Below are 20,980 nucleotides of genomic sequence, written 5' to 3'. Positions count from 1 at the left end.
GGGGAGTAACGGGACGTCATTTGCGTTGCTTATCCTTCAGCATGGTTTCGACTTCGCGGGCCTTGTCCTGCATGCCGGGCACGCCTTCCTTGGCGGCCTGCTTGTAGGTGCGCAGGGCCTGCAGCAGTTGCAGGTCGCCCAGGTTGGCGCGGGCGGCGGCGTAGCCGGGGTCGGCGCGCAGGGCCATCTGCAGGGCGTCCTGCGCCTTTTCAAGTTCGCCCCGGCTGGCATATAGAGCCGCCAGGTTGTTCCAAGGTTCCGGCAGCTCGGGGAAGCGGGTCGTCATCTCGGTGTAGATGTCGACGGCCTCGGCCTTGCGGTCCAGCGCGGCCAGCGCGCGCGCGTGCTGGAACATCAGCTGCACGTCGGTGCCGCGCTGGTCCTTGATCTCGGCCTGGCGCTTTTCGATCATCGCCAGCGCCTCGGCGTTGTCGCCGCGGTTCAGCAGGCGCTCGATATGGGTGGTGATCTGCGAGGCGGACGGCTGCAGGCGGGTGTCCACGCTGGGCTGCATCGCCTTGAGCACGTTGGACAGGCCATCCCAGCCGCCCTCGGGCGGAATCGGGTCCAGGGTGGTGCGGCTGGCATTCGGGTTCTCGCCCGAGCCGCCGGCCATGGACTGGGCATGGGCGCCGGCGAGCGGCGACCCGGCCAGGGCCAGGGCGAGCAGGGTGACGCAAAAACGCGGCTTGATAGTCACGTGGGCATCCGTTAAAAGTCGTGGCCGGCCGGCGCTGACGCGCGCGGCCGGGCCGCTTGCTATACTTGACGACCGCCATTTTAGCCTTGGTTGAGTTTTTGGCTCGACAATAGGTGAAGCCAGTGGGTAAAACCAGCGGGTGCCCGTGGGTGGATGCCCCGTTTGGCAAACCCGCCGGGGAGGGGTTCCTGGATCCACGCGAACTGGATGACGCGAATCCGGGCATAGCCCGAACCCCCCGGCCGGACGGCAAGCCTCGAAGGTATCGTCCTTCGGGCGCAACGTTTTCCGCGGCCGCCACGGAAAGAACAGGACCATCACAAGCGCCATGCTGCAAATCTACAACACGTTATCGCGTACCAAAGAACCGTTCAAACCGGCCCAGGCCGGCCAGGTGCGCATGTACGTGTGTGGCATGACCGTGTACGACTTCTGCCACCTGGGCCACGCCCGCATGCTGGTGTCGTTCGACGTGGTGCAGCGCTGGCTGCGCGCCAGCGGCCTGGCGGTCGATTACGTGCGCAACATCACCGACATCGACGACAAGATCATCCGCCGCGCGGTCGAGACCGGCCGCCGCATCGGCGAGGTCACCGAGTTCTACATCGCCGCCATGCACGCCGACGAGCGCGCGCTGGGCGTGGCCTCGCCCGACCGCGAGCCGCGCGCCACCCAGTACGTGGGCGAGATGCTGGACATCATCGGCAAGCTCGAACAGAAGGGCCTGGCCTACCAGGCCGACGATGGCGACGTGAACTACGCCGTGCGCGGCTTCGAGGGCTACGGCAAGCTGTCCGGCAAGACCCTCGACGACCTGCGCGCCGGCGAGCGCGTGGCGGTGGGCTCGGCCAAGCGCGACCCGCTCGACTTCGTGCTGTGGAAGTCGGCCAAGGAAGAAGAACCCGCCGACACCAAGTGGGAATCGCCCTATGGCCTGGGACGCCCGGGCTGGCACATCGAGTGCTCGGCCATGAGCAAGTCGCTGCTCGGCCTGCCGCTGGACATCCACGGCGGCGGCCCCGACCTGAAATTCCCGCACCACGAGAACGAGATCGCCCAGACCGAAGGCGCCTTCGGCGGCACGCTGGCCAACATCTGGATGCACTGCGGCCCGCTGATGGTCGATTCGGACAAGATGTCCAAGTCGCTCGGCAACTTCCGCACCATCCGCCAGACCATCGCCCAGGGCGAGCCGGCCGCCGACACGGCCGACTACCGCGTCAACCCGCGTGAAGCGGAAATGGTGCGTTTCTTCATCGTGCGCAACCACTACCGCAGCCCGCAGAACTACACGCCGGACAACCTGGTCGACGCCCAGAACGCGCTCGACCGCCTGTACCAGGCGCTGCAGAACGTGCCGGCCGACGACCAGGGCATCGACTGGAACGAACCCCAGGCGCAGGCCTTCAAGGCCGCCATGGACGACGATTTCAACAGCTCGGGCGCCGTGGCGGCCCTGTTCGAACTGGCCTCCGAGGCCAATCGCGGCAAGAGCGCGCGCAGCGCCGGCCAGCTCAAGGCCCTGGGCGGCCTGCTGGGCCTGCTGCAGCAGGATCCGGCGGCGTACTTCCAGTCGTCCACGCGCTACTCGGCCGCCGGCATGGAGCAGGGCGCGCGCGCCGAACTCGACGCCGCCGCCATCCAGGCCCTGATCGACGCCCGCGCGGCCGCCAAGGCGGCGCGCGACTTCGCCCAGGCCGACCGCATCCGCGCCGAGTTGCGCGAGGCCGGCATCGAGCTCGACGACAAACCGGGCGGCCTGACGCAATGGCGTCGGGCGTGAACCCCCTGGATACGCCCGCCATGTCCCCCGTAGATACCGAGATTCCCAAGCCGGATTATTGGGAAGCCGCCGTCGCCCACCTGATGCGGCGCGACCGCATCCTGAAAAAGATCATTCCCCAGCACCCCGAGGTCTGGCTGACGTCGCGCGGCACGCCGTTCGTGACACTGGCCCGCGCCATCATCGGCCAGCAGGTCTCGGCCAAGGCGGCCGACGCCGTCTGGGACAAGTTCCTGGAAGCCGCCGGCAAGCGTCCCACGCCGGTGGCGGTGCTGCGCGTCGGACTGGAAGGCCTGCGCGCGGCCGGCCTGTCGCAGCGCAAGGCCGAGTACGTGCTGGATCTGGCGGTGCATTTCGGCGAACGCCGGGTGCACCCCGAGAAATGGGCGGCCATGGACGACGAGGCCGTCATTTCGGAATTGACCGCCATCCGCGGCATCGGACGCTGGACGGCGGAGATGTTTTTGATTTTCAATCTGCAGCGGCCCGATGTTCTGCCGCTGGATGATCCTGGGTTGCTCAAGGCAATCTCGCTACACTATTTCAGCGGCGAGCCTGTCTCGCGCTTCGAGGCTCGCGAAGTCTCGTTGGCGTGGCAACCCTGGCGTACCGTGGCAACCTGGTATCTGTGGCGCAGTCTGGAACCGACGCCGGTCCAATACTGACGCAATCCAGGTCGCCCATCTACGGAACCACACTACATGCGCAATACATTTCTGGAATTTGAACAGCCGCTCGCCGAGCTTGAGAACAAGATCGAGCAGCTGCGCTATGTGCAGGCCGATTCGGCGGTGGACATCTCCGACGAGATCGGACGTCTGCAGCAGAAGAGCCAGTCGCTGGCCAAGGAGATCTACGCCAAGCTCACGCCCTGGCAGACGGCGCTGGTCGCCCGCCACCCCCAGCGTCCCTACACGCTGGACTACGTGCGCGAGATCTTCACCGACTTCCACGAACTGCACGGCGACCGCATGTACGCCGACGACCAGTCCATCGTGGGCGGCCTGGCGCGCTTCAACGGCACGCCCTGCATGGTGATCGGCCACCAGAAGGGCCGCGACACCAAGGAACGCGCCGCGCGCAACTTCGGCATGCCGCGTCCGGAAGGCTACCGCAAGGCCCTGCGCCTGATGCGCCTGGCCGAGAAGTTCGGCATCCCCGTGTTCACCTTCGTCGACACCCCGGGCGCCTATCCCGGCATCGGCGCCGAGGAACGCGGCCAGTCCGAAGCCATCGGCCACAACCTGTATGCCATGGCCGAACTGAAGGTGCCGGTGATCGTCACCATCATCGGCGAAGGCGGCTCGGGCGGCGCGCTGGCGATCGCCGTGGGCAACGCCGTGCTGATGCTGCAGTACGCCACCTACGCGGTGATCTCGCCCGAAGGCTGCGCCTCGATCCTGTGGCGCAGCGCCGACAAGGCGCCCGAGGCCGCCGAGGCGCTGGCCATCATCGCCCCGCGCCTGAAGGACCTGGGCCTGGTCGACCGCGTCATCAACGAACCCGTGGGCGGCGCGCACCGCGATCCGCGCGTCATGGCGCGCCTGCTGCGCCGCGCGCTCGGCGACGCCCTGCGCCAGCTGCAGGGCATGACGCCCGAGCAGCTCGTGGAACAGCGCGTGCAACGCCTGCTGTCCTACGGCGCCTTCCAGGAAGTGCGCGCCTGAGCGAAGCGCGCGCGCCGGCCTTGGCCGGCGCCGCGGCCGCTTCCGGCCCGCGCCCGCCGCCATGACTTCCCCGTTCCCCGCGTCCGCTTCGACCGTCGCGGGGAACGCCTTTCCCCATCCCGTCTCGCCTGACCTGGCCGCGGCCCTGCGCTGCGCCCTGCATGCCCTGCCGCGACCGCCCGGGCGTTTCGCCGTGGCCGTCAGCGGCGGCGCCGACTCGGCCATGCTGGCGCTGCATGCGGCTGCGGTGGCGCGGGAGCAGGGGGCCGGCGTGGTGTTGCTGCATGTGCATCACGGCCTGCAGGCGGCCGCCGACGGCTGGCGCGACCAAGTCGAAGCCCTGGCCGGCCTGCTGGAACTGCCGCTGCGCCAGGCCCGGGTCGAAGTCGACCCTGCCGGCGGCAAGGGCATCGAGGCCGCTGCCCGCGACGCCCGCTACGCCGCGCTGGCGCGGCTGGCGCACGAGGAAGGCATCGGCCTGGTCCTGCTGGCGCACCATCGCAACGACCAGGCCGAGACCGTGCTGCTGCGCCTGCTGCGCGGCACCGGGCTGGCCGGCATGGCGGCCATGGCGCCGCTCAAATCGCGCGATGGATTGACCTACCTGCGGCCGTGGCTGGATCAGGATCGGGCGACGATCCTGCGGGCCGCGCAGGCATTCGCCGGCGCCACCGGCTGGCAGCCGGTGCAGGACCCGACCAACGCCGATCCCCGCTACACCCGCGCCGCGCTGCGCGAACTGCTGGCGCCGGTGCTGGATGCGCGCTGGCCCGGCTGGCGCGCCATCGTCGCCCGCCATGCGCGCCACATGGCCGAAGCCAACGAGATCCTGGACGAGGTGGCGCGCGCCGACTTCGCCGCGCTGGAGCCGGACGCCGATGGCGCCAGCTTTTCGCTGGCGGCCTGGCGCCGGTTGTCGCCGGCGCGCCAGGCGCACGTGCTGCGCCACTGGATGGGGCGGCAGGGCGCCCGCATGCCGACCGAGGCGCGCCTGAATGACCTGCTGCGCCAGCTGCGCGGCCTGCACAGCCTGGGGCACGATCGCCAGTTGCGGGTCGAACAGGCCGGCCACGTGGTGCGCTGCCATCGCGGGCGGGTGTGGATCGAGCCGCGCCCGGATCCGCAAACGCCGGCGTCACGCTAGCGCAAAAGGTGGGGGCGCCCGGCGCCGGCAGGCGCCGCGCGCAGGGAAATCCGCGGCTGGCGCCGTCGAATTCTGGCCAAAACGACAGTTTTCCGGAAAAAACGACCGTTCCATGGAAAGAAAATTCCATGGTCTGCGCAAATTTTTACCGTCGGGATAGAATATGAGGTTTTGCCCGCCCCCACTCTTGCGGCGGGTCCCCAGCCAGAGTACGAGATGTCCCTGATCGTTCATAAATATGGCGGTACTTCGATGGGCTCGGTCGAGCGCATCAGGAACGTGGCGCGACGCGTCGCGAAGTGGCACGCTGCCGGCCACCAGGTTGTCGTGGTGCCGTCGGCCATGGCAGGCGAAACCAATCGCCTGCTGGGCCTGGCGCGCGAGATTACGCCGCAGCCCGACGCGCGCGAGCTCGACATGATCGCCGCCACCGGCGAGCAGGCCAGCAGCGGCCTGTTGGCCATCGCGCTGCAGGCCGAAGGCGTCGCCGCCCGCAGCTACGCGGGCTGGCAGGTGCCGGTGCGCACCGATTCGTCGTTCACCAAGGCCCGCATCACCTCGATCGACGACGCCCGCATCCGCGCCGACCTCGACGCCGGCCGCGTGGTTATCGTCACCGGCTTCCAGGGCGTGGACCCGGACGGCCACATCACCACCCTGGGCCGCGGCGGCTCCGACACCTCGGCCGTGGCCGTGGCGGCGGCGCTCAAGGCCGATGAATGCCTGATCTACACCGATGTGGATGGCGTCTACACGACCGATCCGCGGGTGGTGCCCGAAGCGCGCCGCATGGCCGTCGTTTCCTTCGAGGAAATGCTGGAAATGGCCTCGCTGGGCTCCAAGGTCCTGCAGATCCGCTCGGTCGAATTCGCCGGCAAATACCGTGTGCCGACGCGGGTGCTGTCCTCGCTGACCGACCCGCTCATCCCGCTCGACGAAGAAATGTGTTCGGGCACGCTGATTACTTTTGAGGAAGACGAAAAAATGGAAGCCGCCGTTGTCTCCGGCATCGCCTTCAGCCGCGACGAAGCCAAAATCACCCTGCTGGGTGTTCCCGACAAACCCGGCATCGCCTTCTCGATCCTGGGCCCGGTCGCCGCCGCCAACATCGACGTCGACATGATCGTGCAGAATCAGTCCGTGGCCGGCACCACCGATTTCTCGTTCACCGTGAACCGCAACGAGTTCGCGCGTGCCGTCGACCTGCTCAAGCGCGAAGTCATCCCCGCCGTGGGCGCGCGCGAACTGTCGACCGACGAGAAGGTCGCCAAGGTCTCGATTGTCGGCATCGGCATGCGCTCGCACGTGGGCGTCGCCAGCCTGATGTTCCAGACCCTGTCGCAAGAGGGCATCAACATCCAGATGATCAGCACCAGCGAAATCAAGACCTCGGTGATCATCGACGACAAGTACATGGAACTGGGTGTGCGCGCCCTGCACAAGGCCTTCGGCCTGGACCAGGCGCCCGCCACCAAGCTCTGAGAGTAACGGCTTCGGCACGTTTTTTTCCGCCTGCGGCTTTGTTACGGGCAACAGGGTAAAAAGTCGTGCTAGAATCTCGTTCTCTTCGGAGATGTGCCCGAGAGGCTGAAGGGGCTCCCCTGCTAAGGGAGTATGTGGCTAAAAACTGCATCGTGGGTTCGAATCCCACCATCTCCGCCAGATTTCCAGCCTGGCCTGCCAGGCTGGTAAGAAACCCGCAGAACGCAAGTTCTGCGGGTTTTTTCTTGGGCATTCCTGCTCTTGGGCAGCTTTGCGGATACCTCCGCACCCCAAGGCGCTGGCACGGCTTTCGGATATGCGGCGTGCGTTCGGCCCGGTCCGAAGATCTACAGACTGTCCGGCGCCGGCGGCGAGGATGCCGCATCGACCTGCTCGATCACCAGCCCGCGCGTGACCACGCCTTCCTGGATCGGCTGGTTGCCGAAGTACGTAAAGGCCAGGTAGATCGTGATGGCGCAGCCGACCACCGCCAGGAACGGCCCGGCCATCAGGAACCACGGCCAGGGTTCGCGGTACCAGGGCTTGGCCATCGGTGGCACGGCAACAGGGGCGGTATTCATCGTCGGCATCCTTGGTTCGGAATCACTCGGGGACATAAAAACTCGCGGCTTCGTCGGTTTCGACCGGCCGGTTCTCTTGATCGTGGGCGCGGGCCCGCAGCGTGATCGGGTGCGCGCCCGGCTCGGCCCCGGCCGGCGCGCGGATCACCATCGGCACCAGCTTGTTGGCCGCCGCCTCGACATCCACCACGTCCGACTCGCCCTGCCCGGCGCGCACCGCCAGTCCGGGCATGCCGTCGGCCGACAGCCGCAAGCGCAGCGGCGAGTCCGAGGTGTTGATGATCTGCAGCCGATACACGTTCTCGATCATGCCGCCGGCCACCTCGCGCCCCAGCACGCCGCGATCGCGGATCACGTCCACCCGCAGCGGGTTGCGCAGCGTCAGCGACACCACGAATGCCACCGCCAGCCCCAGGATCAGCGTGCCGTAGATCAGCACGCGCGGGCGCAGCAGGTGCGAGCGCGCGCTCCGGGTCGACAGCCCTTCCAGCATCGCCCGCTCCGAGGTGTAGCGGATCAGCCCGGATGGGTACTGCATCTTGTCCATCACCTGCTCGCAGGCGTCGATACAGGCGCCGCAGCCGATGCACATGTATTGCAGCCCGTCGCGGATGTCGATGCCGGTCGGGCACACCTGCACGCACAGGCTGCAATCGACGCAGTCGCCCAGCCCCGCCGCCTTGTGGTCGACCTTGCGCGAACGGCCGCCGCGCGGGTCGCCGCGGCGCTTGTCGTAGGTCACCACGAAGGTGTCGGGATCGACCATCACACTCTGGAAGCGCGCGTACGGGCACATGTACTTGCAGACCGACTCGCGCATGAAGCCGGCGTTGCCCCAGGTGGCGAAACCGTAGAACAGCATCCAGAACCATTGCCACGGCCCAAGCTGCAGCGCGAACAGCTCGTGGCCCAGTTCGCGGATCGGCGCGAAGTAGCCGATGAAGGTCGAGCCGGTCCACCAGGCCAGCGCGATCCACAGGAAGTGCTTGGTGACCTTCAGGCGCGCCTTGCGCCAGGTCCAGGGCGACTCGTCCAGGCGGATGCGGGCGACGCGGTCGCCTTCGACCTTGCGCTCGATCCACATGAAGATCTCGGTGTAGACCGTCTGCGGACAGGCGTAGCCGCAGAACAACCGGCCGGCCACCGCGGTGAACAGGAACAGCGCCAGCGCCGAGATCACCAGCAGCACGGCCAGGTAGACCACGTCCTGGGGCCACAGCACCAGGCCGAACAGGTAGAACTTGCGCGCGCCCAGGTCGAACAGCACGGCCTGGCGGCCGTTCCATTGCAGCCAGGGCAGGCCGTAGAAGATCAGCTGCGTGAGAAAGACGAAGGCGATGCGCCAGCGCGCGAAGATGCCGCTGACCGAGCGCGGATAGATCTTGCTGCGCACGCCGGCCAGGGTCTGCTCCAGCGTCTCCTTGCCGGGCCGGGGCGGCCGCACGTGCGGCCGCCAGGGTGGCGGGTCGCCGCCAGGCGAACTGCTGACGCTTGCGGTTGACCCATCATCCATGGGGCAATGCCTAATCGGCCGGGCCGGCGGGCGCGGCCGGCTGCGCCTGCGCCTCGGGCTTGTTCGACAGGCCCCAGACCCAGGCCGTCAGGAGCTTGATCTGCACCGGCGTCAGGATGTCGCCGTGCGCCGGCATGTGATTTTCGCGCCCATCCAGGATGGTCTTGACGATGGACGCTTCCGAGCTGCCGTAAAGCCAGACTTCGTCGGTGAGATTCGGCGCGCCCAGGACCTGGTTGCCCTTGCCATCGACACCGTGACAGGCAATGCAGTAGGTCTGATAGCCGCGCTGGCCGCGCAATACCCGCTCCGGATCCGCGTCCAGCCCCGACAGCGACCGCACGTATTGCGCGATGTCGCCGGCAGCCTTGGGGGCGATGGCGGCTTTCCAGGCCGGCATCACGCCGACGCGGCCATAAGTGATGGTCTGCATGATGGTGTCGGGCGAGCCGCCATACAGCCAGTCCGTGTCGGCCAGGTTGGGAAAGCTGGGCCCGCCCTTGGCGTCGGAACCGTGGCATTGCGCGCAGGTGTTCAGGAACAGACGCTGGCCGATCTCCCGGGCGCCCGCGTCCGCGGCGATCTGCGGCACGGTCATGGTCTCGAAGCGCGCGTAGATCGGGCGCACGGCCTCGGCCATCCTGGCCTGCTGCCGCGCCACTTCGTCGGCGCTGCTGTAGCCCAGCAGGCCTTGGTATGTTCCCAGGCCGGGCATCAAGAAGAGGTAGCCCAGCGCGACCGCGCACGCCAACAGGAACATCCAGGTCCACCAGCCAGGCACCGGGTTGTTCAGTTCGGTCAGGTCGTCATCCCAGACATGGCCGGTGTCCTCCGCCTGGCCGCCGGCCGGCTTGGCGCCGAGCCAGCGGCGTTGCGAGTACAGCAGCGTCACGCAGAACACCACGCCGCCGACCGCGACGATGGAGATGAAGTAGCCCCAGAAGCCGCTGACGAAATCGCTCATGTCTGATCCGCTCCGTCTTGTTGTGCCGGCCCGAATTCATCGGGCAGCGCGAACGGCAGCATCGCCGATTCGTTGTTGGCGCCCTGGCGGCCGCGCGAGCAGGCCCACCAGACGATGCCGACGAAGGTTGCCATCGAGATGGCGGTGACGATTGCGCTCAAGTAAGCCATGATCAACCTCCCGTGGCCGCGGGTTGCGCGGCGGCAGCGGGCTGCGCCGCCTTCCTGGCTTCTTCGGCCTTCCGGGCTTCTTCGGCCTTCTTGGCCTGCTGCGCCTTGCGCACGCCCACGCCCAGTCCTTGCAGGTAGGCCACCAGCGCGTCCTCTTCGGTCTTGCCTTCGATGGCCTTGGGCGCGGCGGCGATCTCTTCGTCGGTATACGGCACGCCCAGGGCCCGCAGCGCGCGCATGCGCTGCTCGACGTTCTGGCCGGTGATCACCGTCTTTTCCAGCCAGGGATAGGCCGGCATGTTGGACTCGGGCACCACCAGGCGCGGGTTGCGAAGGTGGATGCGATGCCACTCGTCGGAGTAGCGTTCGCCCACGCGCGCCAGATCCGGGCCAGTGCGCTTGGAACCCCACAGGAAGGGATGGTCGTACATGGACTCCGCGGCCAGCGAGTAGGGGCCGTAACGTTGCACTTCGGCCGCCAATACACGAATCTGCTGCGAGTGGCAGCCCACACAGCCTTCGCGGATGTAGACGTCGCGCCCCATCAGGCGCAGCGGGCTGTAGGGTTCGACCCCCGCCACCGGCTGCGTGGTGCTGTGCTGGAAAAACAGCGGCACGATCTGCACCAGGCCGGCGAACGACACCACCAGGATGCTGGCGATGATCATCCAGCCGATGTTCTTTTCGAGCGTCTGGTGGGAGAAAAAACCTTGTTGCTTGTTGGCCATGATGTCCTCGTCAAGCGGTGGCCGGCGCGCCGACGGCGTGGGCGGTGTCCGGCGGAATGGCGGGGTTGACCGCCTTCGCGCCGCTCACCGTCTTCCACACGTTCCAGGCCATGATCCAGATACCCGACAAGTAGAGCGTGCCGCCCAACAGACGAATCAGGTAATACGGCACCCGCGTCTTGAGCTCTTCGACGAAGCTGTACACCAGCGTGCCGTCGGCCGCCGTGTCGCGCCACATCAGGCCCTGCTGCACCCCGGCGATCCACATCGCGGCGATGTACAGCACCACGCCGATGGTGGCGACCCAGAAGTGCAGTTCGATGGCCTTGACGCTGTACATCTTTTCGCGGCCATACAGGCGCGGGATCAGGTAGTAGAGCGAGCCGAACGAGATCATCGCGACCCAGCCCAGCGCGCCCGAGTGCACGTGGCCGATGGTCCAGTCGGTGTAGTGCGACAGCGCGTTCACGGTGCGGATCGCCATCATCGAGCCTTCGAACGTGGCCATGCCGTAGAACGACAGCGCCGTCACCATGAACTTCAGGATCGGATCGGTGCGCAGCTTGTACCAGGCGCCCTGCAGCGTCATGATGCCGTTGATCATGCCGCCCCACGACGGCGCCAGCAGGATCAGCGAGAACGTCATGCCCAGCGACTGGGTCCAGTCGGGCAGCGAGGTGTACAGCAGGTGATGGGGACCGGCCCACATGTAGGTGAAGGCCAGCGCCCAGAAGTGGACGATCGACAGGCGATACGAATAGATGGGACGGCCGGCCTGCTTGGGCACGAAGTAGTACATCATGCCCAGGAAGCTGGTGGTCAGGAAGAAGCCCACCGCGTTGTGGCCGTACCACCACTGCACCATGGCATCCTGCACGCCGGCATAGGCGGAGTACGACTTCCACAGCGTCACCGGCATCTCGATGTTGTTGAAGATGTGCAGGATGGCGATGGTCAGGATGTACGAGCCGAAGAACCAGTTCGCCACGTAGATGTGCTTGGCGCGGCGCTTGACGATGGTGCCGAAGAACACGATGGCGTAGGCCACCCAGACCAGCGTGATCAGGATGTCGATGGGCCATTCGAGTTCGGCGTATTCCTTGCTGCTGGTGTAGCCCAGCGGCAAAGTGATGACAGCACCGACGATGACGACCTGCCAGCCCCAGAACGTGAAGGCGGCCAGCCAGTCACAGAAAAGGCGGGCCTGACAGGTGCGCTGGACCACGTAGTACGAGGTCGCGAACAGCGCGCTGCCGCCGAAGGCGAAGATCACGGCGTTGGTGTGCAGCGGGCGCAGGCGGCCGTAGCTGAGCCAGGCGGTGTCGAAATTCAACTGAGGCCAGATCAGCTGCGCGGCGAGAAAAACGCCCACGGTCATGCCGACGATGCCCCAGAACACGGTGACCAATGCGAACTGCCGCACGATACGGTAGTTGAAGGTGTCGGACTTGCTCGCGATGGCGGTGTAATGGTCCATTACCGCCCCCTTTTTCAAAACAACAGCCTCCAGTTTCAATGATGAGGGTCGATATGAATATGGGATTCGATCCGAATCATCCGCGAACCGTCGGTCCGCTGTCGTCGTCGCGCAGGATGGCGGCGCCGGCGTTGTCGGTATCGTCGTATTGGCCATTGAAAACGGCCCACCACAATGACACGCCGATGACCAGCACGAACAGCAGGGACAGCGGCAGCAGCAGGTAGAGAATGATCATGGGGCGGACCCCGGCGCTTCGGCGCATGCCAGATCAGCGGACCAATCGCGGCGGGCCCACCGCCACGCGTTGCATGCCACCGCCAACGACGACACCAGCATGGCGATCGCCGCCAGCCAGGGCGTGACCCAGCCAGCCAACGCCAGCGGCGTCACCAGCAGATGCCAGGCCAGCGCAGCGTGCAGGCTCTGGCGCGCCTTGCGCTGCGCCTGGGCCAGCAGCGTGTCCAGCGCCGCTTCGGACATCGACGGATGGGCCGCCAGCGCCGAATGGGCCGACGCCATGGCGGTGGGCACCGCCATCGACATGGCGCAGGGGCAGCTCATCACCAGCAGCGCCACCATGACGGGAAGGCTACGGGCCGGATCGATATAGGCCCAGGCGGCCGCCGCGGCCAGCGCCAGCGCCACCTGCGCCATGACGAAGCGCGAAGCCAGCCGGTCTGCGCTGGCGCCCAGCAGCAGGCGCTGCGCCTCGACCCGGGCATGCCGTTGGCTGCCCGTCGGGCCGCCGAACGACTGCCGGGCGCAAAGTTCCAGGTAGCGCGCAGTCAGCAGGAAGGCGACGAACATGGTGACCGAATCGAAATACACCTCGCCGCGGCCCGTATAGGTGGCATGCACGCTGGGGACGAAGGCGGCGACGATGCCCAGCGCCACCGGCACGTCCATGCCGGCGCGGCCCTGGCGCAGGTTGGCGCCGGCGTGGCGCCAGATCGGCCAGGCCGAATAGAGCACCACCGGCACGGTCAGGGCCAGGCTGGCCCAGTTCATCAGCACGATGGCCCAGTCCAGCGTTTCCAGGGCGTCCCTGGGGATGCCGTCATGGCGCAGGTAGCCCGGCCAGGCGAACATCATGACCTGCATCATCGCCAGCCACGCCAGCGACAGGCGCACCAGCGCGTGCCGGCGCTGCTGCCGATCGGCATCGGACAGGCTAGGGGGCTGCGCGAAAATCGATCGGTGCCGCATGGCGTAACGGTTTGGTTCGCAAGCCGTCGTCATGGCCGATGAAATCCGGCCTCAGCGCCCGGTGCCCTGCGCCAGCCTGCCTCCGGACGGCGGCGCCTCGCTGCCAAGCAGGTGGCCATTGATTTCGAGGCCGTACAGCGAATCCTCGGAATCGTGGTATTTGGCGCGGGTCTTGGCCACGGATTCGGTGTAGCGCGGATCTTGCGGGCGTTCATGCGCGTTCATGAAGTAGGCCACATCCCAGGCTTCCTGGTCGCTCAGCAGGCCGCCACGGCCCAATGGCATGTTGGCCTTGATGAAGCCGGCGGCGTTCTTGATCTGATGCATGCCGGCGCCCCAGTTGAAGGAATCGGGACCCCACAAGGCCGGGAAGACCCAGTGCTCGCCATTCTTCTGACCCTGGCCTTCGGCGCCATGGCAGACGGCGCAGTTCCGGGCGTAGACCTGGCTGCCCCGCAGGTAGTCGGCCTTCTGCGGCGGCGCCGCCAGCTTCGGATAGCCGTGGCCCTTGAGCGGCACGCCGGTGGGCGCCTTGTCGGCGAGCCAGAACATGTAGGTCTGCAGCGCGACCAGGACCGGATCGTCGGCCGCGGGTGGCTTGCCGTTCATGCTGAAACGGAAACAACCCTGCAATCGTTCGGCGAGCGTATTGACGTGGCCGTTCTTGGCGCGATAGGCCGGATACATCACGTAGGCTGCCCACATGGGCGCGGCGTCGGGGCGGCGGCCAGCGTCCAGGTGGCAGCTGGAGCAATTCAGGTTGTTGCCCGCGAACTGGGGAGCGTTCTGCGGCGTATGAAGGAAGATCTGCTCGCCCTGGCGCACGGTCTTGCCGAATGCCGTGTCCGGCAGCGATGCGGCGGATGGCGGCGTGAAAGCGGGGCGGGTATCGGGCCGCGGCGCGGCGGCAGCAGGACCAAGGGTTGACGCTCGATCGGCGGGCGCATCGGCTGGCGGGTGAGGAAGGGCCGTCGTGGGAAACGTCGGGCGCCCGTTGCGAATCGCGGTGGCCAGGACGATCGCGCTGATGGCCAGCAGCGCGAGGACGGCAACCTGCAGCGGGCGCAGGCGGGAGGAGGGCGGGATCATGGCTTGGCCTTCGCGGCGGTGCCGGCTTGCGCGGTGAGCGGGTCGGCGGCCCTGGGCAGGCCGGCGTAGTAGGCGGACACCGCGGTGATCTCGGCGTCCGTCAGGCGCGTGGCGACCGCCGCCATCAAGCCCAGCGGGCCGGGCGGACGTTGGTTTTCACGCCACAGGCGCAACTGTTCGGCGAGGTAGGCGGCGGGCTGGCCCGCCAGGCTTGGGAAATGATCGCCCACTCCGATGCCGCCGGGGCCGTGGCACTGGTTGCAGGCGGGTATGTTCCTGTCCCAGGCGCCACGAATGGCGAGCCAGGCGCCCACGTCGGCGGGTTTGGGAGACTGCTGCGCGGTGGCGGCCAAGCGGTCGGTGTCCAGGGGGGAGGGCAGCGCGGCGTAGAACCGCGCCACGGCCTCGCGTTGCGCCGGTTCCAGCGTCTTGGCGATGGCTGTCATGACGGGACTGACGCGCGAGCCGTTGGCGATGGCCTCAAGCTGTTCCTGCAGATAGGCCACGCCAGCGCCTGCCAATCGCGGAAAGCCGGAGACCGGGTTGCCTTCTCCGTGGGCGCCGTGGCAGAGCATACAGGCGGGCGCGCCGTTGGCGCCCTGGGTGCTGATGAGCAGTCCGTCAGGCGCGCCATGAACCGTGCCGGGCACTACGGAAAACACACTGGCGAAGAAGATCGCCACGCTCGCCCATCGGGCGCCGGGCAGAAGGCGGGAGGACATGAGGAGGAACGCTGCCGAAGATTTTGGCTCGACTATATTTCCAAAGACGACGGCATAGAACCGCTATGCATAAAAGGTAGGACACAAAGATCGTGTTCGCGCGCGCGCCCGTCGCATCGCGACGATGCCGTCCGTCCTGTCCAGGCGCAAAAAACCCCGCGGAACGTGAGTCCTGCGGGGTTCTATGGCGGGTCTGCCGGTCGTTGGCCTCGCCTGCTTGCCTTGATCCGCGGCAGCCCTGGTTCGGGGCCTGGTGCGCGGCTCGACCCTGCCGGGTCGAGCCGCCTACTTGATCTTGCTGCAGCGGAAGGCTTCGATGCCCTTTTCCACGTAGTGCGGTTCGCGCGCGCAGGCCGCGCGCATGGCCTGGTTGGCCAGTGTCATGAGGTTGGCCGCATTGGTCATGGCTTCCAGTCCGTCCGGACCGGGGCCGATCTTGTCGAAGCGTTCCTTGAACTCGGTGGCCTGCTTGCTGTAGGCGAAGGCGCGCATCACGTCGGCATAGGCGATGGCGCGCGAAATGTCGCCTGCCGTGGGTTTCTTTTCGGCGGCAAGGGCCGGCCCGGCCAGCAGGGCCAGGGCGAGCAGGGAGGCAAGGGCGCGGGGGGCTTTCATGTTCATCATCAGGAGGTCTCTTGCGTGTTGTCCGAGGGGGGCAGGCCGGCGGGGCGCATGGGCGATCCGCGTGGCGCCGCCGTCACCACATCTTGCAGGTCGTGCCGTTATTGACGAGTTCGCCGCCGACGACGATGCCCTTCTCGTCGACATGAAGCATGGTGTAGCAGCTGGCGATGCCCGTGCGCCGCTGGTAGATGGTGCCCGTGTTGTTGCCGAAACCGTAGCTGACGCCGCCGGGCGGAGGCACGTAGAAGGTGCCGACGGCCTCGTCCCACGAGACTTCGCCGGAGGTCTGCCACATGTAGACCAGCTGCCCGATCGGCAGGTCTTCGCTGGCATAGACGCGGTCGGGTACGCCCCAATCGGCCACGATGTCATTCACGGGCTTGCCCTTGTGGCGCATCATCGCCACGTCCCAGGTGGTGCAGGCGCTCAGCACGGCGCCGCACAGGCAGGCCAGCAGGGCCTTGAAAAAACTGAATCGCACGTTTGTTTTCCTTGTTCAGATGCTCGACAGGTGCCCTACGCGCCGCATGATGCCAGCGCGTCGCGCCCATGGCGAGAGGGGGTGTGGCGCGCATTCCACATCCGGTGCCCTGGGCGCCGGGCTGGCCTACCCAATTTTCCGGGGTTGCCATCGGGGAAGGTTCGGCGAAAGCGGGGGGCCGTCATAGGGCGAGGTGCGGGCGAAGGTGGGGGCGGGCCGGTCTGGCGATGCCGGTTGGCGTCGGGTTGTTCTGAATTAATTTATTTGATTTTGTTACATCGAGCGGGCGAAAAACCACGGCGACATGGCTGCGGGCCGGACCGGGCGGATCGCCAGGGGGAGGCGATTGCGACGTGGCCGAGGGCGCTGGCGCAGCGGGCTTTTCCCCGGGCCGAAACAAGGCGGGGGCGGCGCGTGCCGAGGGGCAGGCCCGCTCTCACGCTTTGAGAATATTCTTGGCTTGGCCGCCAAAGCGGAAATCTATGATCGACGCATGATCTTGAATCCCCGTTCCCGGGAAGCATTGACGGCGGCGGCCCCAGGCCTGCCTATGCTTCTTCTGCACATGTTTGCCGTGGCGCTCGCGGCTTGCATCCTGGTGGGAACGGCACTGTACGCCTATGGCGCGTTCACCGGCGAAGTCTCCAAATACCGCCGCCGCATGAACGCCGGCGCCTACAACGCGCAGCTGTATTTCGACCAGCGCGAGTCGCTGTTGCGTTCGGTGGCCGCCTCGGCGGTGCGCAACACCGACCGCATGTCGGTCGCCGATACTCCCCGGACCTTCGGCGCCACCGGCCAGATCAGCGTGGCGCCGCTGGTCGATGCCGGTGGCACCTATGAATGGGCGCTGATCCTGACCCCGCGCGACCGCGCCAACGTGGCGCAATTGCGCGCGCACGTCGTCTATGCCTCGCCCGCCAATGCCACGGTCACGCGCCTGGCGCTGCGGTCCGACGCCGGCGCCACGCCCATGTCGGACGCCACCGCGCGCTGGCTGGCGCAGGCGCTGCGGCTGCGCAGCGCGCAACCGGGACCCGACGGCCGCAATCCGATCGTCTGGCTGCGTCCGCCCATGGACGAGGCCAACCGCCTGTTCCTCTACACCCCGGCCGACGTCACCGGCGATGAACGCACCTGGATCGGGCTCGAGGTCGGCGGCCTGGGCGCGGTCGTCGGCGAAACCGAATGCGCGAGCGGCGGCGCCGGCTATGCCCTGTACGACGGCAACGGCGCCATGGCGCTGCATGGCGGCACGCTGCCGCCGCGGGTCGAGGAAACGCCCGCCTACCTGTCGAGTGATTCGTTCCGGCTGCGCGGCGACAGCTGGTGGCCGCAGACGCTGGTGCTGGTCAAGTCGGTCGGCGAAGCGGGCTGGCGGCTGGCGTATTACGTGCCCATCGGCGACCTGCTCGAAGATGGCGCCGTGGCGTTCTGGACCGCCGGCGCGGTGGCGGCGTTGCTGATCGTCATCGTGCTGCTGGCGGTGCGCCACATCCGCAACCGGCTGGTGAAACCCGCGCTGCGGCAGTACGAGGCCCTGGTCGACAGCGTGGCGCTGAACCGCAAGATCGTCGACGTGGCGCCGGTGGGGTTGTGCCTGCTGCGGCGCAAAGACGGCGAACTGCTGCTGTCGAACGCGGCGGCGCGGCAATGGCTTGGCGAACAGGACCACTGGCGCCAGGCCCTGCTGGGGGCCGGCATCGAAACCGGCGGCGGCGAATACACCCTCAAGGACGGCCGCAGCGCCTACGTGGCGTTCGCCGCCACCACCTATCAATCCGAGGACGTCGTGCTGTGCGGCATCAGCGACATCACCGCGCAGAAGAAGGTCGAGCATGCCTTGCGCCAGGCCAAGCTGGCCACCGATCGCGCCAGCGAATCCAAGGCCATGTTCTTTGCCACCATCAGCCACGAAATCCGCACGCCGCTGTACGGCATCCTGGGCACGCTGGAACTGCTGGCCCTGACCGGCCTGACCGGACAGCAGGAACAGTACCTGAACACCATCCAGCAGTCTTCGTCGACCCTGCTGCGCACCATCAACGGCACGCTCGACCTGTCGCGCATCGAGGCCGGCCACGAAGAGCTCGAAATCAGCGCCTTCTCGCCGGCGGACCTGGTCGAGCAGGTGGTGGCCAATTACGCGGCGCGCGGCCGTGCCAAGGGCCTGGACGTCTACGCCATCACCGAGGTCGGCATGCCGGCCTCGGCGCTGGGCGACTCGATCCGCATCCTGCAGATCCTCAACAACCTGGTCAGCAACGCCGTCAAGTTCACCGAAGCCGGACGGGTCGTGCTGCGCGCCAGCGCCACCGCCGAGGGGCCGGGACGCACGCATCTGCGCTTCCAGGTGGCCGATACTGGCCCCGGCATTTGTGAAACCCACCGCGCGCGGCTGTTCGAGCCTTATTTCCGGGCGCCCGCGGCGCAGGATTGCGATGTCGCGGGCACCGGCCTGGGGCTGACGATCTGCCGGCGCCTGTCCGATCTGATGGGCGGCTCGCTGTCGGTCGTCAGCGAGGAAGGCCTGGGGACCAGCATCCTGTTCTCCCTGTCCCTCGACACCGACGAACAGGCGGCGGCGCCGCCTCTCACCCTGCAGCCACGGCCGGTATACGTGGACGGCGCGGTGCCGGAAGTGGTCGACAACGTGCGCGGCTGGCTGGCCGCCTGCGGCGCCAACGCCTTGCCCTATCGCAGGCAGGCGGACGGCGTCGAACCCGATGGCGCGGTGCTGGTGCAGACCTGGCCGCCGGCGGTGCCCGAACCGCGCTGGAAACACCAGCGGGTGCGGGTGCTGGCGCCCGGCGCCAGCCAGGGCGCCTTCATGGCCGCCACCGGCGGCGCCGGCGTGGCCAGCGCATTCAACCCGGTCAGCATCTGCCGCGCCGTACAGATGGCGCAGGACGGCGTCGAACCCGGCGCGCTGGGGGCCGATGGCGCCAAACAAGGGCCGCTGGACCTGCGCATCCTGGTCGTCGAGGACAACGTCATCAACCAATTGATCCTGCGCGAGCAACTCGAACATCTCGGATGCGCCGTGACGCTGGCCGGCAATGGCGAAGAGGCCCTGCAACGCTGGCGCGGCGAACGGTTCGACCTGGTCCTGACCGACCTGAACATGCCCGTGGTCAACGGCTACGAACTGGCGCGGGCGCTGCGCGAGGGCGGCTACGACGGCCCCCTCATCGGCCTGACTTCCAGTTCGGCCGCCGAGATCGCGCAGCGCGGCGTGGCCGCGGGCATGACCCAGGTGTTGTGCAAGCCCCTGCCTTTCATGGTCCTGGCCCAGACCCTGCACGGCATCGCAAAGGATATGAAGTGAAACAGCTCTCCGATTACAAAGTGCTTGTCCTGGACGATCACGCGTTGCAATGCCTGCATCTCAAGGACATGCTGCAACAGGCCGGCTTCGGGCATGTGGATACGGTCGAAAGCGCCGGCGCCGCGCTCGACCGCATCGGCGCCGAAGGCTACCACCTGGTGCTCATGGACATCAGCATGCCCGGCATGGACGGCGTGCAGTTCATCCATGAACTGGCGCGCCTGAACCTGCGGCCCATCCTTGCCGTCGTCACCGCTTGTTCGCGGCGCATGGCCAACAGCGTCGGGCTGATGGCCAAGGAAAACGGCTTCTCGATGCTCGGCACCTTCGTCAAACCCGTCACCGGCGAGCAGATCGCCAGCCTGGCGGACCGCCTGCGGCGTCGCGCGCCCGACGATGCCCACGAGCCGCAGGCCCATCGCGGCGACACCGAAGGCCTGTTGGACCGGGCCAGCGTCGAATCCGCCTTGCGCGATGGCAGCATCCAGGCCTGGTTCCAGCCCAAGAAATCCCTGTCCTCCGGCACCATCGTCGGCGCCGAGGCGCTGGTGCGCTGGCGGCATCGCGGGCTGGGCCTGATGCTGCCGGGTTCGTTCCTGCGCACGCTGCGCGAGTACGAGCTGGACTACGAGCTGCTGACGCGCATGCTGGAAGACAGCCTGGCCGCCTATCGCAGCTGGCGCCGGCGCGGCTTCCGCGTCCCGGTGTCGATCAACCTGCCGGTCAGCCTGCTGGATCGCCCGCAGCTGCCCGACGAACTGCACCACCTTGTCACCCATGGCGGCATTCCGGCCGAAGACGTAACATTCGAACTCCTGGAAGACGACATGACGGTGGCGCCCGGCAATTACTACATGGGCGCCAGCCGCTTGCGGCTGAAGGGATTCGGCTTGTCGCAGGATGATTTTGGCAAGGGCTATAGTTCGATGTACAGCCTCATCTCCACGCCGTTTACCGAACTGAAGATCGACCGCGCTTTCGTCCATGGGGCCACCAAGGACGAGGTCCGAGCGGCCGCGCTGGTGTCATCGGTGCAGCTCGGGCGGCAGTTGGGGTTGCAGGTCACCGCCGAGGGAGTCGAGACCATGGAAGACCTGCAATTCCTGCGCCGGATCGGCTGCGATTGCGTGCAGGGCTTCCTGATCTCGGCAGCCGTCGACCTGGCGGCGTTCAACGAATTGCTGGACAACGAGCCCACGCCCGCCGAACTGGCGGGCGCCGTCCATGGCCAACCGGCGGCGCGCCGCCGGCATGGCGCCCGTGGGCACTGAAATCACCGGGCAGTCCGACCACGGCCGCCAGAAGCCGGCCTGATGCT

General features: G+C 67.3%; 20 protein-coding genes and 1 tRNA gene. 8 read left to right on the top strand and 13 right to left on the bottom strand.

What is annotated here, in order from left to right; translation table 11 throughout:
• Positions 1-16: 16 nt before the first annotated feature.
• Positions 17-700, bottom strand: a complete 684-nt coding sequence (locus tag ACUTAG_RS05395; protein ID WP_006386552.1) for a tetratricopeptide repeat protein — start codon at positions 698-700, stop codon at positions 17-19.
• A gap of 328 nt (positions 701-1,028) precedes the next feature.
• Here ACUTAG_RS05395 and cysS point away from each other — a divergent pair, with 328 nt between their 5' ends.
• The 6 genes from cysS to ACUTAG_RS05365 all read left to right on the top strand — a co-directional run bounded on the left by cysS (position 1,029) and on the right by ACUTAG_RS05365 (position 6,956).
• Positions 1,029-2,483 (top strand): cysteine--tRNA ligase, encoded by a 1,455-nt coding sequence (cysS, locus tag ACUTAG_RS05390; protein WP_006386553.1) that lies wholly within the window; start codon positions 1,029-1,031, stop codon positions 2,481-2,483.
• A 20-nt stretch (positions 2,484-2,503) separates the two neighbouring features.
• Positions 2,504-3,148 carry a DNA-3-methyladenine glycosylase family protein gene (locus ACUTAG_RS05385; protein WP_006386554.1) on the top strand — a complete coding sequence of 215 codons (645 nt, stop codon included), beginning with the start codon at positions 2,504-2,506 and terminating at the stop codon, positions 3,146-3,148.
• Between the two features lie 36 nt (positions 3,149-3,184).
• Positions 3,185-4,150, top strand: coding sequence for an acetyl-CoA carboxylase carboxyltransferase subunit alpha (locus ACUTAG_RS05380; protein ID WP_024069860.1), 966 nt, complete (start codon positions 3,185-3,187; stop codon positions 4,148-4,150).
• Positions 4,151-4,295: 145 nt separating this feature from the next.
• Positions 4,296-5,294, top strand: coding sequence for a tRNA lysidine(34) synthetase TilS (gene tilS / locus ACUTAG_RS05375; protein ID WP_392388259.1), 999 nt, complete (start codon positions 4,296-4,298; stop codon positions 5,292-5,294).
• Between the two features lie 216 nt (positions 5,295-5,510).
• Complete coding sequence (locus ACUTAG_RS05370; RefSeq protein WP_006387677.1) at positions 5,511-6,776, top strand: aspartate kinase; 1,266 nt, start codon at positions 5,511-5,513, stop codon at positions 6,774-6,776.
• 87 nt (positions 6,777-6,863) lie between these two features.
• A tRNA-Ser gene (locus tag ACUTAG_RS05365) sits at positions 6,864-6,956 on the top strand.
• Between the two features lie 167 nt (positions 6,957-7,123).
• On the opposite strand, the gene ACUTAG_RS05360 is transcribed toward ACUTAG_RS05365, so the two are convergent.
• The 12 genes from ACUTAG_RS05360 to ACUTAG_RS05305 all read right to left on the bottom strand — a co-directional run bounded on the left by ACUTAG_RS05360 (position 7,124) and on the right by ACUTAG_RS05305 (position 16,334).
• Entirely contained in the window at positions 7,124-7,357 is a 234-nt protein-coding gene (locus tag ACUTAG_RS05360; RefSeq protein WP_053499471.1) for a hypothetical protein, read from the bottom strand.
• A gap of 22 nt (positions 7,358-7,379) precedes the next feature.
• Positions 7,380-8,870, bottom strand: coding sequence for a cytochrome c oxidase accessory protein CcoG (gene ccoG, locus ACUTAG_RS05355; protein WP_148318430.1), 1,491 nt, complete (start codon positions 8,868-8,870; stop codon positions 7,380-7,382).
• A gap of 10 nt (positions 8,871-8,880) precedes the next feature.
• Positions 8,881-9,834, bottom strand: a complete 954-nt coding sequence (gene ccoP / locus ACUTAG_RS05350; RefSeq protein ID WP_053501415.1) for a cytochrome-c oxidase, cbb3-type subunit III — start codon at positions 9,832-9,834, stop codon at positions 8,881-8,883.
• A complete protein-coding gene (locus ACUTAG_RS05345) occupies positions 9,831-10,007 on the bottom strand; it encodes a cbb3-type cytochrome oxidase subunit 3 (RefSeq protein ID WP_148318650.1) in 177 nt (58 codons plus the stop codon). Before ACUTAG_RS05345 ends, ccoP begins: the two co-directional genes overlap by 4 nt.
• Complete coding sequence (gene ccoO / locus ACUTAG_RS05340) at positions 10,007-10,732, bottom strand: cytochrome-c oxidase, cbb3-type subunit II (RefSeq protein WP_054441695.1); 726 nt, start codon at positions 10,730-10,732, stop codon at positions 10,007-10,009. Before ccoO ends, ACUTAG_RS05345 begins: the two co-directional genes overlap by 1 nt.
• 10 nt (positions 10,733-10,742) lie before the next feature.
• Positions 10,743-12,209: a cytochrome-c oxidase, cbb3-type subunit I gene (gene ccoN / locus ACUTAG_RS05335; RefSeq protein ID WP_148318432.1), complete on the bottom strand. Its 1,467-nt coding sequence runs from the start codon at positions 12,207-12,209 to the stop codon at positions 10,743-10,745.
• A 76-nt stretch (positions 12,210-12,285) separates the two neighbouring features.
• Positions 12,286-12,447, bottom strand: coding sequence for a cbb3-type cytochrome oxidase assembly protein CcoS (gene ccoS, locus ACUTAG_RS05330; RefSeq protein WP_045953287.1), 162 nt, complete (start codon positions 12,445-12,447; stop codon positions 12,286-12,288).
• Positions 12,444-13,418, bottom strand: coding sequence for a P-type ATPase (locus ACUTAG_RS05325; protein ID WP_054445659.1), 975 nt, complete (start codon positions 13,416-13,418; stop codon positions 12,444-12,446). Before ACUTAG_RS05325 ends, ccoS begins: the two co-directional genes overlap by 4 nt.
• A 51-nt stretch (positions 13,419-13,469) precedes the next feature.
• Positions 13,470-14,507 (bottom strand): c-type cytochrome, encoded by a 1,038-nt coding sequence (locus ACUTAG_RS05320; protein ID WP_148318434.1) that lies wholly within the window; start codon positions 14,505-14,507, stop codon positions 13,470-13,472.
• Complete coding sequence (locus tag ACUTAG_RS05315; protein WP_047991434.1) at positions 14,504-15,229, bottom strand: c-type cytochrome; 726 nt, start codon at positions 15,227-15,229, stop codon at positions 14,504-14,506. Before ACUTAG_RS05315 ends, ACUTAG_RS05320 begins: the two co-directional genes overlap by 4 nt.
• Positions 15,230-15,514: 285 nt before the next feature.
• Positions 15,515-15,844: a hypothetical protein gene (locus ACUTAG_RS05310; protein WP_223308634.1), complete on the bottom strand. Its 330-nt coding sequence runs from the start codon at positions 15,842-15,844 to the stop codon at positions 15,515-15,517.
• 82 nt (positions 15,845-15,926) lie between these two features.
• Complete coding sequence (locus tag ACUTAG_RS05305; RefSeq protein ID WP_026385065.1) at positions 15,927-16,334, bottom strand: hypothetical protein; 408 nt, start codon at positions 16,332-16,334, stop codon at positions 15,927-15,929.
• A 550-nt stretch (positions 16,335-16,884) separates the two neighbouring features.
• On the opposite strand from ACUTAG_RS05305, the gene ACUTAG_RS05300 reads away from it, so the two are divergent.
• Together ACUTAG_RS05300 and ACUTAG_RS05295 are read left to right on the top strand one after the other, a co-directional pair.
• Complete coding sequence (locus ACUTAG_RS05300) at positions 16,885-19,662, top strand: ATP-binding protein (RefSeq protein WP_148318436.1); 2,778 nt, start codon at positions 16,885-16,887, stop codon at positions 19,660-19,662.
• Positions 19,659-20,933, top strand: coding sequence for an EAL domain-containing response regulator (locus tag ACUTAG_RS05295; RefSeq protein ID WP_148318438.1), 1,275 nt, complete (start codon positions 19,659-19,661; stop codon positions 20,931-20,933). The genes ACUTAG_RS05300 and ACUTAG_RS05295 overlap by 4 nt, the downstream gene beginning before the upstream one ends.
• The last annotated feature ends 47 nt before the right edge of the window (positions 20,934-20,980 follow it).

This window comes from Achromobacter sp. CSND-B12, assembly GCF_052906545.1.
The sequence above is the reverse complement of the archived record's forward strand: the minus strand, read 5'-3'. Positions and strand labels throughout refer to the sequence as shown.